The sequence below is a fragment of the Dapis purpurea BLCC-M126 genome (genome assembly GCF_050015975.1).
Classification (GTDB): domain Bacteria; phylum Cyanobacteriota; class Cyanobacteriia; order Cyanobacteriales; family Microcoleaceae; genus Trichodesmium.
This window is the reverse complement of sequence record NZ_JBNHER010000198.1, coordinates 1-16256: the sequence shown is the minus strand read 5'-3', so window position 1 is coordinate 16256 and position 16256 is coordinate 1. Positions and strand designations below refer to the sequence as shown.

Below are 16256 nucleotides of genomic sequence, written 5' to 3'. Positions count from 1 at the left end.
TATTAAATTAACTGAAGTCTACTTACTTGGATTTATAATATGAGCATTAATAATCAACTTAGTTCTACTTACTCTCAATCTTCATCTCCCAAAAAATCAGAAAAAATTGTGGGAAATAGAAAAAAATATCGCCGATATAATTGGATATTTTTGTTGTCAGCATTTCTCCCTATAGTAGGTGTAGGAGTATTCAATATTATTGTCGATCCTTATGATGTTTTTAATACTCCCAATTTCTTGGGAATAAATCATTCAAAACCACGGAAAGATAATAGCGATCGCCTGTTTAAAGCAAATGATATTATTCGTATTAAACCTATAACAATTTTGATTGGTTCATCTAGAACAAAACAAGGTTTAGATCCAAATCATCCAGCATTAGAAAATGAGCAAACTGCTTATAATTTATCTTTGAATGGTCTGAATATTTATGAACTACGACGTTATATAGAACACGCGATCGCTAACCAGAAAGAATTAGATTTAATTATTCTTGGCTTAGATTTTTTTATGTTTAACACATTCTTAGAAAATCAACCAAGCTTTTCCGAAAATAGATTAGAAAAACGGCATATTTCTGTAGGAGATTTTGTCAACGTTACCTTTTCTTCAGATGCACTTGTAGCAAGCAAAGAAACGATAGTTGATAGTACAAAAAATCCGCCAGATAATATTGGTTATGGAGAAAATGGATTTATGCCATATCGAAATCCTGACCCAGAAAAAACTCAGTGGAGATTTAGGAATAGCATCAATGTTTATTATAGATTTCATGCTAAATATGAATTACCTACTCAATTAACTGAGCTGAAAAAAATTGTAGATTTGTGTCAACAAAATCAAATCAAACTAATATCATTCATTTCTCCTTCTCATGCAACTCAGTGGGAAGCAATTCGAGCAACAGGTGAATGGTCAACTTTTGAAAAATGGAAACGTGAAGTTGTAGAAATTACTCCTGTATTTGATTTTTCTGGATATAACAGTATTACATCTGAACCTATCTATAATGAAATGGAAAATTATACAGATAATTCTCATTACACTCCGAAAGTAGGTAATTTAATTTTGAACCGAATTCTTGATTATAGACAAGAAGATGTTCCAGAAGATTTTGGGATTTTAATTAATCCAGAAAATATTGAATCTCATTTAGTAAAAATTCGTCAAGATAGAGAAATTTGGGCAAAAAATAATCCTGATGAAGCAGAGTTGGTAAAAGAAATTAAACAAAAATATGATGAAAAACTGGTAGACAAAAATCAATAAAAGTTTGATTCATACTAGCTTCTTTTTTATATTCTTGTTTTGAATAAAAGCCTCAATTTAGTTTTGACTTTTTTTGCTCTAACCAAGCCAAACCAGCAGCAAAAGTTTCAGCTAAAACACTAATCAACCGATAAAATGCAACAGCACTTAACAGAATACCAGGAGAAAACTTCTGCTCTAGTAAAGCTAAAGCAGTTGCTTCAAATACCCCAACACCTCCAGGCGCTCCTGGGACAACTAAACCTAATAACCACGCTAAACTAAACGCACTAAATATTAATAAAACGTGATTCAATTCAACGGGATTGAAAGCTAATATAGTTAATAAAAATCCAGAACCTCGAATCAATACAAAACAAATTTCTCCCAAAAAAGGCTTGATGGGATAGCGCTTTAATTTTAATTCAGTAACTGCCTTTGAATCAGATTTGCTTACTTTTAATTTGATTTTAACTAAATATTTAATTACTGGGTTTAAAATTCGTGGATGAATAATAGAAATTACTACTAAAAAACACAAAAATTGTAAAAACAAATTTTCTTGAGTGGAACCAACCAAAGCAACTCCTAAAGCAGCTGCAGCCATTAACACTGGTTCTATTAACACACTTAAAATTGCAATTTCAGCGGTTACTCCTACTTGTTTTGTTGCAGTAACACGACCATAGAAATGCCATATATTTCCAGGCAAATACTTGGCAAGATTTGTCAGGAGGTATACTCTAATTGCCCACCGCAAATCAACTTTTTGATGAAACTCTTTAATAATCCAAAACCAGACCACTGCCGACCATACATGAGCCATTGTTGTTATGATAAAAGCAGTTCCTAAACTTACCCACCCAGAATCACTAATCCTAATTTCCAGAACTTGTTCCCAGTTGTCTTTAAGAGTTTTAGCTAGAAAAAATATAGTTAATCCTAAAATAACCCATCGCAGATAAGGTTTAATATCCGACAAAACTTTTTTCATAAAAATAGTATAAAACTAACTCTTTCCCTTTCTCCTTTCAACTGTCTGAGTATTAAGTATAATTATTTTTTATCCAACTTAGGAATCAGCAGTAATATATTTGCATTACCAATAATTTCCTGTGATTCAATTGTAAATTCCTCGGCAAATACAGACTTAAAAATGTTCATATCTCCTCCATAATATATAAACCATATACGCGAGTATGTAGGAGGTAAACTTTCAACCCAATTTTTTAAATAGGTTGGAAGATTTGATTTATCTGTTTTTTCCCTCTTATCGAGATATATAGGTGCATAACCTCCATAATAGTAAGCTAGAGGAAAAGAACCGCCATTTATCGGGAAAGAATTACCATGAAATGTAGAGTACATGATTATGTCACCTTCTCTATCTTGGCTTTCAATCAATTGTGCTACTGGTCTGTAGTGGTCTAATGCTCCCATATATCGGTTTGAGCTTGTATAATAAGTTACTAAGCCTAAACTAACTGCCAACATATATATTACGGCCAGAACAACTCCAATTATTTTTTGCCAATCCAAAATCTTAAAAAAGCCAATTGCGACCAGTAATATAAAGTATGGCTGAGAAATAATGAGATAACGACTGTTCCAGATCGAGTAGAATACATTAGAAAAAACAAAAATAGATGCAGACGGTATAATTCCCCACGAAGCTACCCATAGAACTTCCTGAGTACGAGGTTTTTTAATAATTGCAGCAAGAATAACCGTAGCAAGAATTAAAGCTACAACTTGAATCAATAATGGTATATAAGGTGGTGGTGGAGAGTGAGCAAATACAGTCATTACTCTTAGCTCTCGGAAGATTTCTCTTAAACCAGGAATTGGTAAAGTTACTCGGTGTGAGCCTGAATAACTTTTCACAGAAATAGCTACAGGAATACTAGCAACAATAATTGTTAAATATAGAACGAAATAAGTGATTAATCTAGAAATTTTAAATTTAAACTTAAGCCATAAAATCAGAATATCTGGGACTAAAAAAGCTGCATTTAAAGGTGTAGTGTAAAAGGATAAAATTCTACCTACAACCCATATTAATTTTGGAAGTTTTTTATCTGGTTGCTGTAGAGAGTGTGCTAGACCAAGACAGCCACAAAGACCCAAACAGACACTCATTGTATAGTATCTAATTTCTTGAGCATGATTGATAAATAATGGAGAAATAGTTAGTAAAGATGCTGCAAGAAGACCAACTTTTTTACTAAAAAAGTCATTACCTAATCTATAAATTATATATACAGCTACTACCGCAAAAATAATAGCTGGAACTCTCAACCATACCTCATTATTAGAAATATTAATCCATGGATTTAAAAGAGCATAGTAGAGTAGCCTACCCTTATTAAAAGCCATCCGCATCCCATCTCTAATACTGAAAAATTCATCTATCCATAAACCTCGGAAATTTATTCTGTAAAAGTACAAACAACACGCTAAAACAAGAATTAATAAAATCGGAAACCATTCCTTTTTTTTGATAGAGTAAATCAATCTCTGAAAAGCATTTAACATCAACAATATTTCCTAGTTGCAAAAATTCGGTTATTCAATTTATGAAAAACTATGTTATTCTAGTCTCGTATATTTGTGGGATGAATGAAACGATAAGTATAGGCACAAGTAATAAGAGGGAAAAAGTATAAAATATCTAAAGTTCCAATACAAAAATCTTTGTAATAATGGTAACATAGGTAGGAAGCAAAACCATATTTGTTTCAATATTAAGCTTCATCAAGATACAGTTTAATGAAAATAAATAACCATATGTTAGATTTATCTATAGTAACACCTATTTACAACGAAGTAGATAGTATTCCCCAACTCCTGGAAACTATTTCTACTACTTTAACAGACAATCAACTTACTTATGAAATTATCTGTGTAGACGATGGCTCTCAGGATGGTTCGACAAAACTCTTAACAGAATTAGCTGAAAAACGTACAGATTTAAAAGCAGTAATTCTCCGTCGAAATTATGGACAAACTGCAGCTATGGCCGCAGGATTTAAGTATGCTACTGGTAAAGTAGTTGTGACTTTAGATGGAGATTTACAAAACGATCCGGCAGATATTCCGCTATTATTATCTAAGCTGGATGAAGGTTATGATTTGGTGAGTGGGTGGCGGAAAAATAGGCAAGATGATGCTGTTACGCGACTACTTCCTTCTAAAATTGCTAATTGGATAATTGGCAAAGTAACGGGGGTAAATTTACATGATTATGGTTGTTCTTTAAAGGCTTATCGTTTGGAATTGGTTGCTGATATGAATCTCTATGGTGAACTACATAGATTTTTACCAGCTTTAGCTTTTATTGAAGGAGCAAGAATTACAGAAATGCCTGTTAACCACTATGCTCGTCGCTATGGTAAAAGTAAATATGGTTTAGGGCGGACTTTCCGAGTTGTGATGGATTTGTTAACAGTATTTTTTATGAAGAAATTCCTTACTAGACCTATGCATGTTTTTGGAATGTTAGGTTTAGTTTCGGGAGGTTTAGGCTTATTATTTGGTATTTATTTAACGATTCTGAAAGTTGGCTTTGGAGCAAATCTTGCCGATCGCCCTTTACTAATTTTGGTTGTTGTTTTATTACTAGCTGGTTTGCAATTATTTAGTTTTGGTTTATTGGCAGAGTTACTCATGCGAACTTATCACGAATCTCAAGAACGTCCAATTTATCGAGTGCGAGAAGTTATTGATAATAATTCCCATAAATAATTGATCAATAATGATTAAAATTATTAACCCGATTTCTGACAAAAACCGGGTTTTTTAACTTGCTAATTTAGTTTATACTCAAGATTCTTGATAAGTAGGAAAATCAATATATCCTTCTGGGTCAAATGAATACCAAATTTTCATATCGGGCAGTGGATTTAGTGGCCAATTATTAGCAAAACGTTCTGCTAAATCAGGATTACTAATATAAAGTCTCCCAAAAGCAATTAAATCTGCATTTCCTGATTTAATTGCAGCTTCCGCAGTTTCTTTTTTATAACCACAATTTCCGATTAATGCCTGAGAAAAGACTTCACGAAATTCTGCCAAATTTATTGGTTTTCCTAACTCATGAAAACCAAATTCTAAACCATCCATAACATGAAGATAAGCTAGTCCGTAATTATTTAACTGCTTGGCAACGTAAAGAAAATTTTCCCGAAAATCTGGGGAACCCATATCATTAAAAGCACCATTAGGTGAAATTCTGACTCCCACTCGGTTAGACGGCCATACAGTTAAAATAGATTCAACAATTTCTTTAAGAAATTGAAATCTGTTTTCTAGACTACCTCCGTAGCGATCGCTCCGATGATTAGTCTTTGATTGTAAAAACTGGTCAATTAAATAACCATTACCACCATGAATTTCTACTCCATCAAAACCAGCAGCTTTTGCCCTGAGGGCAGCCTGACGATAATCTTCGACAACTGCTGGAATTTCTTCTGTTTCTAGAGAGTGGGGTGTTTCGTAGGGTTGTTTGCCAATAGGAGTATGAATATACTCTTCATTTAAGATAACTGCAGAAGCAGATACGGGGAGTTGACCATTTTCCTGAAAGCTACTATGGGAAGCTCGCCCACAGTGCCAAAGTTGGAGAAAAATAGGTGTTCCCTTGGCATGAACTGCATCCACAACCTCCTTCCAAGGTTCGATTTGTTCCTCTGAGTAGATACCGGGGGTATTAAGCCAACCAATACCCTGTTTAGAAATGACAGTAGCTTCAGAAATAATTAAACCTGCACCTGCTCGTTGAGCGTAATACTCTGCCATCATAGGATTAGGGATTCTTTCTACTCCAGCACGAGACCGAGTTAGGGGAGCCATGATGACTCGGTTTTTTAGAATTAAGTCTCCTATATTAAAGGGACTAAGTAAGGTTAAGGAATCTGTTGGAGGAGTCATTTCAGTTATTAGTTATCAATTCAGTTAGTCTCTTTTCCTACAGAATGCTAGGTAAATAGAGGATATTTCCTTAAGAATACTTTACTGGACAGATGAAACGCAAAGGTTATCAATAGCTCCTAAATAAGGAGACAAGAAAAAGGGAAGTCAGAAAAGCTAAATCTTATTTTTTTATACCCTCAATCAAGGATAGTTTGGAGAAATTATTTCTTTAGTCATTTTTTTGTTAGCCAGTATTTGTCGATACTCAGCATATAGTGAATTTGTCTAAAATCTATTTAAAAACTCAAACGTTATAGTTTATCCCTTATCGATCAATATGATATATATAGGCCATCGCCTAATAACAAATTTATCCAAAATCCAAACACTCAGACGTTGTAGTTTGATTGCTTGTCTGTATGATTTAGACACTAACCTACTTGCCTAACATGAATCCATGACTTTTAACTTCCATGAAACGATATTAGCTATCAACTTTGCTAGCTGCTGATAACTTAATGCTAATAGCTATAACCTAAAAAACTTCCACTCCTTCAAACTGCTTAACTTGTTGAATATTAGCAGATTCCCCGCAAGTTCGAGGTGTAGGAAATATCTTTTCAGGATTAGCTAAACCTTTGGAATTAAAGACACTTCTTACCCATTGCATAGTTTCTAAATCTGTCTGATTAAACATCAAAGGCATATAACATTTCTTATCTGAACCAATGCCATGTTCTCCAGACAAACTACCACCAACCTCTACACAAATTTTGAGAATTTCTCCACCTATTTCTTCCACAGTTTCAAAAGCACCTTCAACAGAATCATCATAAATAATCAAAGGATGAAGATTACCATCTCCAGCATGAAAAACATTAGCGATTTTGTAGCCATATTTATGACTAATTTGTTCTATTTCTTGCAAAACATAAGCCATTTTTGTGCGAGGAATAACCCCATCTTGAACATAATAATTTTTCCCTAAGTTACCAGCAGCAGCAAAAGCTGCTTTCCGTCCTTTCCATAACTTAATCCGCTTTTCTGGTTCACTAGCAGTAGTAATTTCTATGGCTCCGTTAGTTGTACATATTTCTTGAATTAATTTTTTATTCGTATCAACTTCTACTTGCAAACCATCCAATTCAACCAGCAAAATAGCTGCTGCGTCCCGAGGATATAAACCAGTATTAACTACATCTTCTACAGCATTAATACTAAAATTATCCATGATTTCCATCCCAGCAGGAATTATGCCAGAGCTGATAATATCAGATACAGTTTTTCCAGTATTTTCAATACTAGGAAATCCTGCTAAAAGTACGCAGACTGATTCCGCAGATTTAATAACTCTCAAAGTAATTTCTGTGGCTACTCCCAGAGTACCTTCGGAACCTACAAATAAACCTGTTAAGTCATAACCAGGCATCTCTGGAATTTGTCCACCAATGTTAACTATTGAACCATTGGGAGTAACTATTTTTAATCCTAAAACATGATTAGTTGTAACTCCATATTTGAGACAATGAACCCCCCCAGAATTTTCTGCAATATTCCCACCAATTGAACAAATAATTTGACTCGAAGGGTCAGGAGCATAATAGAAACCAGCTCCACTAACTGCTTGTGTTACCCAGTTATTAATAATACCTGGTTGTACAACAACTTGTTGATTTTCTAAGTCTATTTTCAGGATTTTTTGCATTAATGAAGTAACTATTAAAACACAGTTTTCGATAGGTAATGCACCACCAGAAAGACCTGTTCCTGCACCTCTAGGAAGCCAAGGAATATCGAGATTATGACATATTTTTACTGCTTCTGAGACTTGTTCAGTTGTGCGGGGTAATATTACTAATGCAGGTCTTTGACGATAACTAGCTAGACCGTCACATTCATATACTAATAATTCTTCTTTACGTTGAACTACACCTCTTTTTCCAACAACTGCTTCAAATTGTTTGGCAATTTGTTTCCAATTGTGTTTTGTTTGTTGTTTGTCTTGAGTAAGCATTTTAGTTATGGGTATAGAAATTTTTAGGGTAAATCTTATCTCTTAATTATAGCTTCTAATCCAAGATTTTCTTTAAGGGAGGGTTGAGAAAGCCAGTTCAATAATTAATTATTAATTATTAATTATTATCTCTTCTATAATAAAGGGATTGGCTAAAAGGATTTTTTTTTCTTATCTTGGTCGATTGGATATGGTTAGGTAACCCATCCATCCCACCCTACAGGAAGCTCCGAATATCGACCGATTTTTCTCCATAATTTGATAAAAAAGAGAATAGGGAATAGGGAAGAAGACACAACTATAATAATTCTAAATAGGTTGCGGGTAATCAAAAAGTAGATAAAAAAACTGAAACTCCTGCCTGTTGCCTAAAAGCGGTAAAATTTTTATACACAAATAAAATAGGATTGCTATATACTTTCTGTTTATCAGCATAACTTTGGCAGTCTGAATACAGATACATTACTCTGTGAAGCTTATTTCAATCCCTGGAGTTATTCCCACTTTTATATTTTGTCGATCTATAAATATCTTAATAGTCGTTTTACAAATATTCTTTTAGGGTGAATAACATATTTTTTGGTTTACCCTTGATTCAAGATATCTAAAAATTCTGCTACAACTTTATCTGGTTGTTGAAGACAAACTGAAATATCATAATGCTGAATAATTCTGATATTAGGAGCTAAGTTTGTATATAGTGGAAAAGGTTGGTTATTAGTTTGAAGAATGCCTAATTTTCCGGCGTGTAAGATGACGAAGTTAGCGATTTTATTTTCTCTACCTATGGGAGTTGTTAGTCGAATTTTTGTGTTGGCTAAAAATATAATATTGGCGCGATCTAGTGCTTCAGCAATTTTTACTTCTGCCTGGGAATTGAAGTCTAAATCATTCCACTTAATCCCATTTTTAAAGTAGGGTTTAATTTGTTGGTTATCTGGTTTAGTGTTTGTACGTTCTGCGACTGATTTTTTGCCATTTGCAAGTAGGATTAACTCGTGTAAATCTGTTTGACATAAGTTAGCTTCATTTACACTTAAATTAGTTCCACTCAGATTTACTCCTATGATTTGATTTTGATGTGATGTAATTTTATGCCGCTGTAAATATCGCCGAATTACTGACTTAAGATTATTTTTTTTTACCTTTTCTCCAAAGACTTTAGCCTTTGATAATTTTCTCCATAATTTCGCTCCAACCGACTTGATATATTCACTGTCATAGGGAGAATTTTTAGCCATTTCTTCATAAGACTGTTTACCTTGCCAACATTCTCTAAAGATAAACTCTTCAATATCATTCAGACCAGCATTATCATCTAAGACCGCTTCTACAGATGAAATAAAGCCCTCAATTACATTCAACAAATTGCTAATGCACTGACAGTCATTCACAGTCAAAACATTCTCCACTGGGATATCAAACTAGACAATATAATATTACGCAAAAATCACAAAAATCAAGAACAAGTAGTTCTAATAGATTTTGGTATTGCCCGTGAATTTATTCCCAATCAAACTAAAAGCTACACCCAATTTTATACACCAGGTTATGCACCTATAGAACAATATATTCGCAAACATAAACCAGGAGAATATACAGATATTTATGCTTTAGCAGCCACACTTTATGTGCTTTTAACTAAATCTCCATTACCTAACTCTATAGATAGATATCATACTCAACCAGCAATACTTAAAACCCCTTTACCAAAACCAGCTCGCTCTATCTTAAAGCTAGTTTTAAAACTGACAGGAAAACAATCTAAATACGACCCATTAGTAGAACCAAAACAAATTAATAACAAAATTAGCGATCGCCTCAATAATGCTATTCTCAAAGGAATGGAAATTCAACCGGAAGACCGCCCTCAGACTATGCAAGAATGGTTGGCATTACTTCAAATTCAACCTTTATGTCTCAAATGTCTCAGGTCTCTCGCACAGCCTTTTCTCAAATGGCTACCTTAAATATTCCAGGTATGAAACCTCTTTATCAAAATCCTATAACTATTCCTAGAAGCGAAGCCAATATATTATTTACCGGAGTTGGTATTTTCATATTTGTTGTTACTATTTATATCCATTCTCCCAAGCTGAATTTCCCAAGAAATTATGACTCTTCAACTCGTCAACCTACTCCTACTACTCCTATTCCACAACAAAAATCTAATCCCACTATACAACCTCAAAAATCACCCCAACCTTTACCCGAAACTAATATTCCAGATATTTACAAAACAGCTATTAATTATATAGATAAAAAAGTAAACTACGCACCTTTAGAAAACCTATTATCATCCAATAGATTTGAAGAAGCAGATAGAGAAACATTCAGAATTATACTTTCACTGGTGGAGCGAGAAAAACAGTATTGGTTAAATTTAGAAAATATTGAAAATATATCCTGTAAAGACTTAGATAAAATTAATCAATTGTGGATTAAATATAGTAATGGTAAATTTGGATTTAGCATCCAAAAACAGATTTGGATAGAATTAGGAGGTAAACCAGGAATTTATAATGTAGTTATTGCCGATAATTTTATTAAGGAAGTAGGATGGGGAGAAAGATATAAAGATATTACATATAAAATTTCAGCTCCTTACGGACATCTTCCTTATAGAATTACTTCTCATGTTTGGGATTTTGGCGCTCCTTACTTAGCAGAAAAACTAGCGGAATGTAACATTTAATCTGGGATTTTTTTCCCTCTAAAGCATCGCATCATTATTAACAGTACCAGCATCATTTATAACTTTCATAAATCCCACCTACCGGATTCAATATAAATCTAAAAAGTAAAATTTTTAAAATTGTATTGCTATTTTTATTAACTGGCAAAATGCACAAATTTTGTGTATATGAAAAAAATTATAGTAATGCCTTCCGGGGTTGGTCTTAAAATCATATTTCCCCTTGGATTTTTAGACAAAACTCCTACAGTTTTTTTGCACAACTTATTTATGTACGAAATTTTCAACAATAGTATGACTAATAATTAGGGTTTGCTGATTAACCTTGAAATTCTTGATCTGTAAATATTTGAGGATTTTTAGAGTCAAACAAGCTGCAAGGTTTTCGGTATCAAAAGCTAAAAAAGTTAGAGTTTTGAGTAGATAAGGACAGAAAAATCAAGGGATATTTCTTCCTCCTAACTCCTCTAAATTCAGAATTCAGAATTCTATCCTCAACTCTAAGACTTTTTCAGCAAACCCTAATTAGTTATCTATCAAATCTAAAATTCTCAAATCAATTAATCTTGAACCAGGGGAAAAACATCAGGGAAAGCCTGCCAAACTTCCCTCACAAAATCTCTTAACTGTTGATGTGAAATATGCAAGTTTTTTGGTTCGCTATCCAACAAATATAACTCAGATAAAAGTGGCAGAAACTCAGTATCAATAGTTTCTCTAAATAAACAAATTGGCCATACCAAATCAGCACCATCTCGCAGATCGCATAACCTAGACCTTTCTGACACATATTGATTATTTTCAGACTCACTTTCTGAGAAAAATACTTTCAACATTAAAGGCCGAACCCAACACATTTGACGTGCTTCTAACACCTGAATTACTTCTGCGTATAAACAAGTATTTCCATGTTCTAAACAAACAATTTGACTGGGCTGGAAATTAGGGTTAAAATCTTTTAATTCTCTCTTCATATACAAAATAATTAATATTATATAGAATTTATCAAATTGATGATATACAGAAGTTTTAGATTTTAAGGAACAGTAAACAGGGAATAGAAAACAGAAAAAATACTATATCTGATTAATATGATATTTTTTATTCTTGGCTATCTTGATAATTTAATCCTGATTGATATTTTTTAATGCTGCCTCTAAATCCATAGTTAAGCCCACATTCCGCACGTCAAGTTATAGTATTGAAAGTAGTAGAAAAAATTGGGAATTAATCAGTATTTATACTGTATAGATCCTATTCATTGACCTTTCTGTTAAGTCAAATATTCAGCATAAATACTCAATGGAGCCAGATAATTAGCTAGAATCATTACCCTACTGACTAGTTGCACTTAATACTACATTTTGAAATGCGGAATGTAGGTTAAGTTTTGTGCCTGTTTTTTTGCAAAACCACAAATATAATCTTTAAGCGACAAAAGAAAACCAATATGAACTTTAACATTACAACCACGACACGGAATAATTAGGTTGTAATTTAAAGATATAGGTACTACTTTAACATCAAGATTTGGTTAATGAGATTCAGCTTGTAAACCTATCCTTGATAATTCTGTGTTAAGAGTATAAACTTGATTTTTATGGACAATATTACCTTCAGTAAATACTACTAATATGTCTCTATTTAACATTAGTTCTACTCCATGACGAAAACAAGAAACTGCCGGATTTTTATGGTTAATAGTAAAGCGATTCAAACGTCTAATAAACCAACCTTGTAAACCTTTAGCTTTGTCTATGCTAACCATAAATATTGGGTCTCGACCAGTCACTAATCTACCTGTAGGATCAGCTATAATTAACCCATCCCAACGAGAACTATGAGTAGGAGCTAAAATCACTGGTATTTCTTTCGGAATATTTTTTTTCCCTATAATATTTATTCTACGAAAATAAAACGGCATTATTATGTGGCGACCTATAAAATAAGACAAAGATGCTAACAAAGGAGAAAGGATAGAGTATTTTTAATTTACTTGAGACTTTAATCTCTTGAAAGATGGAGGGATAGAGTCAAGAATTATCATCCAAATTATGTAACTTTCTTTCTTGACTCTAAGGTGAATTTTATTGCTGTTTTGGTGGCATTTTTAAATAACACTTATTGTACTGTCAAAAAGTTGTGCTTATCTCCTGTAGAGTGGGGTGAATTTCATAACAAACATAACAAAATTAATTCCCTTTCCCATTACCTAAGTTGAGCAAACCAAGACTGTAATTGTTGACGACAAGCAGTTTCCATTATTCCCCCCAATACAGACAAACGATGATTAGAAAAAACACTGTCTGGAAAATTAGCCACAGTGCGTATTGTGCCAGTTTTCGGATCGTCCGCTCCGTAGACCAATAAACCTATTCTCGCCTGCAATATTGCCCCAGTACACATTGGACAAGGTTCAAGATTAACGTAAAGAGTACATTGATTTAAGTGCCAACTCCGCAAAATTAGTCCCGCTTGTCGCAAAGCCAATATTTCTGCATGAGCAGTAGGGTCAAAATCTCGCTCCCGTCGGTTTTGGGCTTCTGTAATTAACTGACCATCTGAGTTAACTATCACAGCACCTACTGGGACTTCTCCAGCATCACCAGCAATTTTGGCTAGTTCTAATACCCGACTCATCCATTTTTTATGGACTAGATAACTTGGATGGTCAATCATCATAATTTTTCAGTAATTAGTCGTTTTCAGAATTATTTCTATAACGGGGTTTGAGATACCTGAATCTTGACAAATATTACAGCGATTTTGTTTTTAAGTAATAAGTAAGAAAAATAAGAAAGAATATCGCAAAAGTATTTATCAAAATAAAGCGTTTATAAATGGGATTTGGAAACCGAGTGCTATTAAAAAGGGAATAGGGAATAGTAAAGAAAGAAAAAAAGCATTAAATATAAGGATATAGGGTACTCAAGACAGCACTTTTTTTCTTATAAAAAACATCAATCTAGATTTACATATAATTTGAAAAACTATAGTATTATTAACCTTTGTTTTACTCAAATTAACTTACTTTACTTCATTAGATAAAAAATTCTCCGTTGACTGTTATAAAATTTTGCACCACTAACTCAAAATTGGGATCAAATGTAGGAGTAAAATAAAATAAAAGTATTTCTGACAATCTAAGTAAATTATCCAATCTAAAGTGCTATTTAATCTTAACTATATAGTAAGGTAGTGGTGTTTTATATCTCCAAGTTTTTCTGCGGAAAAAGGCTATTAGTATTTACAACCAGTACTCTTCCCACTAAACTAATTTATGCCTTGCTAGAAAGTAATTTTTCATTATAAATTTTTACAAATATGAGTAATCAGCCTTTGCCAATAGAATGGCAAATTGTTAAAGAGTATAGCGATATTCTCTACCACAAAACTGACAGAATTGCCAAAATAACTATTAATCGTCCCCACAAACGTAATGCTTTTCGCCCTAAAACTGTATTTGAACTTTATGATGCTTTTGTTGATGCTCGTGAAGACCCAAATATTGGGGTAGTTTTGTTCACAGGTGCAGGACCTCATACAGATGGTAAATATGCTTTCTGTGCTGGTGGAGACCAAAGTGTGCGGGGTACAGCAGGTTATGTTGATGACGCTGGAGTGCCACGCTTGAATGTCCTAGACTTACAAAGGTTAATTCGTTCGATGCCTAAAGTTGTCATAGCTTTAGTAGCTGGATATGCTATTGGTGGAGGTCATGTTTTGCATATTATTTGTGACTTAACTATTGCCGCTGATAATGCAATTTTTGGTCAAACTGGTCCCAAGGTAGGCAGTTTTGATGGTGGGTTTGGAGCTAGTTATTTAGCAAGAATTGTTGGTCAGAAAAAAGCACGAGAAATTTGGTTTCTCTGTCGGCAATACACAGCCCAACAAGCTTTGGAAATGGGTTTAGTGAATTGTGTTGTACCAGTGGAGGAACTAGAAACAGAAGGTATTAACTGGGCATCAGAAATTTTGGCAAAAAGCCCGATCGCGATTCGTTGTCTCAAAGCAGCCTTTAATGCTGATTGTGATGGACAAGCTGGTCTTCAAGAATTGGCTGGTAATGCTACTCTTCTTTATTACATGACGGAGGAAGGAGCTGAAGGTAAAAAGGCGTTCCTAGAAAAACGGCCTCCTGATTTTAGTGGATATCCTTGGCTACCTTAATATCCTCTCTGCCTTTAGACGCAGAGAGATTTCTACTGAGCCGTAGCTCCTCAGTTAGTTGATGTTTTGCTTACGCAAAGCTTCCCTAATACAGGGTACTGCTACCTTAGTGGTAGTCTGACGCTTTTTTTTGTCTTGGATTGCCTACCCGTGACGAATATGTTTACTGCTGCATTCTCCTGTCTATCCTTACTCATAATCAGAAGAAATACTTGATTTGCTACTTTGGTTATCCTATCCCGTTATAATCTGTGATTTAACGGAACAGAATAACAGCTATTTTTCAGATGTATGGCTGAAAGCTATAAACTCCAGTAGGAATTCAGCAAAATTAGATATAAATTCAATAGGGATGATAAATCTAAATAAATCAGTAAAATTAGACTAGATTTACTGACACCTTAACTTAAATTTATTGCTCATAAGAAGCAACTCTAACTGTATTAGTTAGTTGACGAATATTATTCGCATTAGGTTTTAGAGGTAAAACTACTTCCAATGTTTCATCAATTTTATGATGCCACATAACTATACTATTCTGATTTTCCCAGGATGGTTCAAAGGGAGGTAAAGCTAATGAACAGGCTTTCCAATTACTTTCAACTGGTGTCATTAACTTTTGGCAAACACCACCACGTCTTCCCTCGGGTGAATAGTATTGGCAATGACGACAAGCTAGAGTAGTTTTCATAAAAAATTTTCCTAAAATTTTTATATTGATTTGACTTTAAATTATTTTTAATCTCTGGGAATTGATACTTTTAATCGATTAAAACCATTATGACATCTAGCTTCTGGAGATCCCTATCAATTAACTATATTTTATATTATTTTTATAATTCCTTTATAAACAGAAACATTTCGATAATAGCTGGCCATAAAAATTGTATGAATAAATACATTATTCCGGTAAAGTTAATGGGGATCAAGCTAAAATGTAAGTCAGATACAAGTCAAATAGGTAATATTTCAACCCATTACTTGGCAATATTTGTTCCTATTTAAGTAAATATAAAGATAGGAAAATAAAGATATCAAAAATTTTCAATAACTGATTAAGATAAATTAATTATTTTTTATGTTTAATTACATTTTGGGAAATAATTCTTTGAACGCAGCCTATTCAAAACCTAGGGCGGTATCATTTCTGTTGTTGAATGATGTTCATTAATTGATAATTGATAATGGATAATTGATAATTACCTCTGGTTAAAA

The 16256-nt window shown here is 33.5% G+C and carries 14 protein-coding genes; 5 read left to right on the top strand and 9 right to left on the bottom strand.

All coding sequences use genetic code 11. The annotated features are described in order from the left end of the window. Positions 1-39: 39 nt before the first annotated feature. On the top strand, positions 40-1269 hold the full coding sequence (locus ACP6PL_RS17395; protein ID WP_426546522.1) for a hypothetical protein: 1230 nt from the start codon (positions 40-42) through the stop codon (positions 1267-1269). A gap of 52 nt (positions 1270-1321) precedes the next feature. Here ACP6PL_RS17395 and ACP6PL_RS17390 read toward each other — a convergent pair whose 3' ends face one another. Further along, a complete protein-coding gene (locus ACP6PL_RS17390) occupies positions 1322-2242 on the bottom strand; it encodes a UPF0104 family protein (protein WP_426546521.1) in 921 nt (306 codons plus the stop codon). 62 nt (positions 2243-2304) lie between these two features. After that, positions 2305-3783, bottom strand: a complete 1479-nt coding sequence (locus ACP6PL_RS17385) for a glycosyltransferase family 39 protein (protein WP_426546520.1) — start codon at positions 3781-3783, stop codon at positions 2305-2307. 234 nt (positions 3784-4017) lie between these two features. Between ACP6PL_RS17385 and ACP6PL_RS17380 the strand changes: the two genes are divergently transcribed. Then, positions 4018-4992 carry a glycosyltransferase family 2 protein gene (locus ACP6PL_RS17380; RefSeq protein WP_426546519.1) on the top strand — a complete coding sequence of 325 codons (975 nt, stop codon included), beginning with the start codon at positions 4018-4020 and terminating at the stop codon, positions 4990-4992. 78 nt (positions 4993-5070) lie between these two features. Here ACP6PL_RS17380 and ACP6PL_RS17375 read toward each other — a convergent pair whose 3' ends face one another. The 3 genes from ACP6PL_RS17375 to ACP6PL_RS17365 form a co-directional block, all read right to left on the bottom strand. Further along, entirely contained in the window at positions 5071-6177 is a 1107-nt protein-coding gene (locus ACP6PL_RS17375; RefSeq protein WP_426546518.1) for an alkene reductase, read from the bottom strand. A gap of 517 nt (positions 6178-6694) precedes the next feature. Beyond that, on the bottom strand, positions 6695-8173 hold the full coding sequence (gene glcD / locus ACP6PL_RS17370; protein ID WP_426546517.1) for a glycolate oxidase subunit GlcD: 1479 nt from the start codon (positions 8171-8173) through the stop codon (positions 6695-6697). Between the two features lie 584 nt (positions 8174-8757). Further along, entirely contained in the window at positions 8758-9567 is an 810-nt protein-coding gene (locus ACP6PL_RS17365) for a helix-turn-helix domain-containing protein (RefSeq protein WP_426546516.1), read from the bottom strand. On the opposite strand from ACP6PL_RS17365, the gene ACP6PL_RS17360 reads away from it, so the two are divergent. Next, positions 9532-10143: a serine/threonine protein kinase gene (locus ACP6PL_RS17360; RefSeq protein ID WP_426546547.1), complete on the top strand. Its 612-nt coding sequence runs from the start codon at positions 9532-9534 to the stop codon at positions 10141-10143. The two genes, ACP6PL_RS17365 and ACP6PL_RS17360, sit on opposite strands and share 36 nt — an antisense overlap. Beyond that, entirely contained in the window at positions 10089-10868 is a 780-nt protein-coding gene (locus ACP6PL_RS17355; protein WP_426546515.1) for a GUN4 domain-containing protein, read from the top strand. The genes ACP6PL_RS17360 and ACP6PL_RS17355 overlap by 55 nt, the downstream gene beginning before the upstream one ends. Before the next feature lie 560 nt (positions 10869-11428). Here ACP6PL_RS17355 and ACP6PL_RS17350 read toward each other — a convergent pair. The 3 genes from ACP6PL_RS17350 to ACP6PL_RS17340 form a co-directional block, all read right to left on the bottom strand. Further along, the gene (locus ACP6PL_RS17350) at positions 11429-11842 is read right to left on the bottom strand and encodes a hypothetical protein (RefSeq protein WP_426546514.1); all 414 of its coding nucleotides are present in this window, start codon (positions 11840-11842) and stop codon (positions 11429-11431) included. A gap of 560 nt (positions 11843-12402) precedes the next feature. Next, positions 12403-12792 carry a lysophospholipid acyltransferase family protein gene (locus ACP6PL_RS17345; RefSeq protein ID WP_426546513.1) on the bottom strand — a complete coding sequence of 130 codons (390 nt, stop codon included), beginning with the start codon at positions 12790-12792 and terminating at the stop codon, positions 12403-12405. A gap of 284 nt (positions 12793-13076) precedes the next feature. Further along, a complete protein-coding gene (locus ACP6PL_RS17340) occupies positions 13077-13547 on the bottom strand; it encodes a nucleoside deaminase (protein WP_426546546.1) in 471 nt (156 codons plus the stop codon). Between the two features lie 660 nt (positions 13548-14207). On the opposite strand from ACP6PL_RS17340, the gene menB reads away from it, so the two are divergent. Next, positions 14208-15041, top strand: coding sequence for a 1,4-dihydroxy-2-naphthoyl-CoA synthase (gene menB / locus ACP6PL_RS17335; protein ID WP_426546545.1), 834 nt, complete (start codon positions 14208-14210; stop codon positions 15039-15041). Between the two features lie 412 nt (positions 15042-15453). Here the strand turns inward: menB and ACP6PL_RS17330 are convergent, their stop codons facing one another. After that, positions 15454-15732 (bottom strand): hypothetical protein, encoded by a 279-nt coding sequence (locus ACP6PL_RS17330; protein ID WP_426546512.1) that lies wholly within the window; start codon positions 15730-15732, stop codon positions 15454-15456. Between the last annotated feature and the right edge of the window lie 524 nt (positions 15733-16256).

What these genes read in the sequence shown, in the direction of transcription:
- ACP6PL_RS17345 (WP_426546513.1), bottom strand. Translation starts at nt 12,792, where the DNA reads ATGCCGTTTTATTTTCGTAGAATAAATATTATAGGGAAAAAAAATATT.
- ACP6PL_RS17330 (WP_426546512.1), bottom strand. Translation starts at nt 15,732, where the DNA reads ATGAAAACTACTCTAGCTTGTCGTCATTGCCAATACTATTCACCCGAG.
- ACP6PL_RS17380 (WP_426546519.1), top strand. Translation starts at nt 4,018, where the DNA reads ATGAAAATAAATAACCATATGTTAGATTTATCTATAGTAACACCTATT.
- ACP6PL_RS17385 (WP_426546520.1), bottom strand. Translation starts at nt 3,783, where the DNA reads ATGTTAAATGCTTTTCAGAGATTGATTTACTCTATCAAAAAAAAGGAA.
- ACP6PL_RS17350 (WP_426546514.1), bottom strand. Translation starts at nt 11,842, where the DNA reads ATGAAGAGAGAATTAAAAGATTTTAACCCTAATTTCCAGCCCAGTCAA.
- ACP6PL_RS17395 (WP_426546522.1), top strand. Translation starts at nt 40, where the DNA reads ATGAGCATTAATAATCAACTTAGTTCTACTTACTCTCAATCTTCATCT.
- ACP6PL_RS17355 (WP_426546515.1), top strand. Translation starts at nt 10,089, where the DNA reads ATGTCTCAAATGTCTCAGGTCTCTCGCACAGCCTTTTCTCAAATGGCT.
- glcD (WP_426546517.1), bottom strand. Translation starts at nt 8,173, where the DNA reads ATGCTTACTCAAGACAAACAACAAACAAAACACAATTGGAAACAAATT.
- ACP6PL_RS17340 (WP_426546546.1), bottom strand. Translation starts at nt 13,547, where the DNA reads ATGATTGACCATCCAAGTTATCTAGTCCATAAAAAATGGATGAGTCGG.
- ACP6PL_RS17390 (WP_426546521.1), bottom strand. Translation starts at nt 2,242, where the DNA reads ATGAAAAAAGTTTTGTCGGATATTAAACCTTATCTGCGATGGGTTATT.
- ACP6PL_RS17375 (WP_426546518.1), bottom strand. Translation starts at nt 6,177, where the DNA reads ATGACTCCTCCAACAGATTCCTTAACCTTACTTAGTCCCTTTAATATA.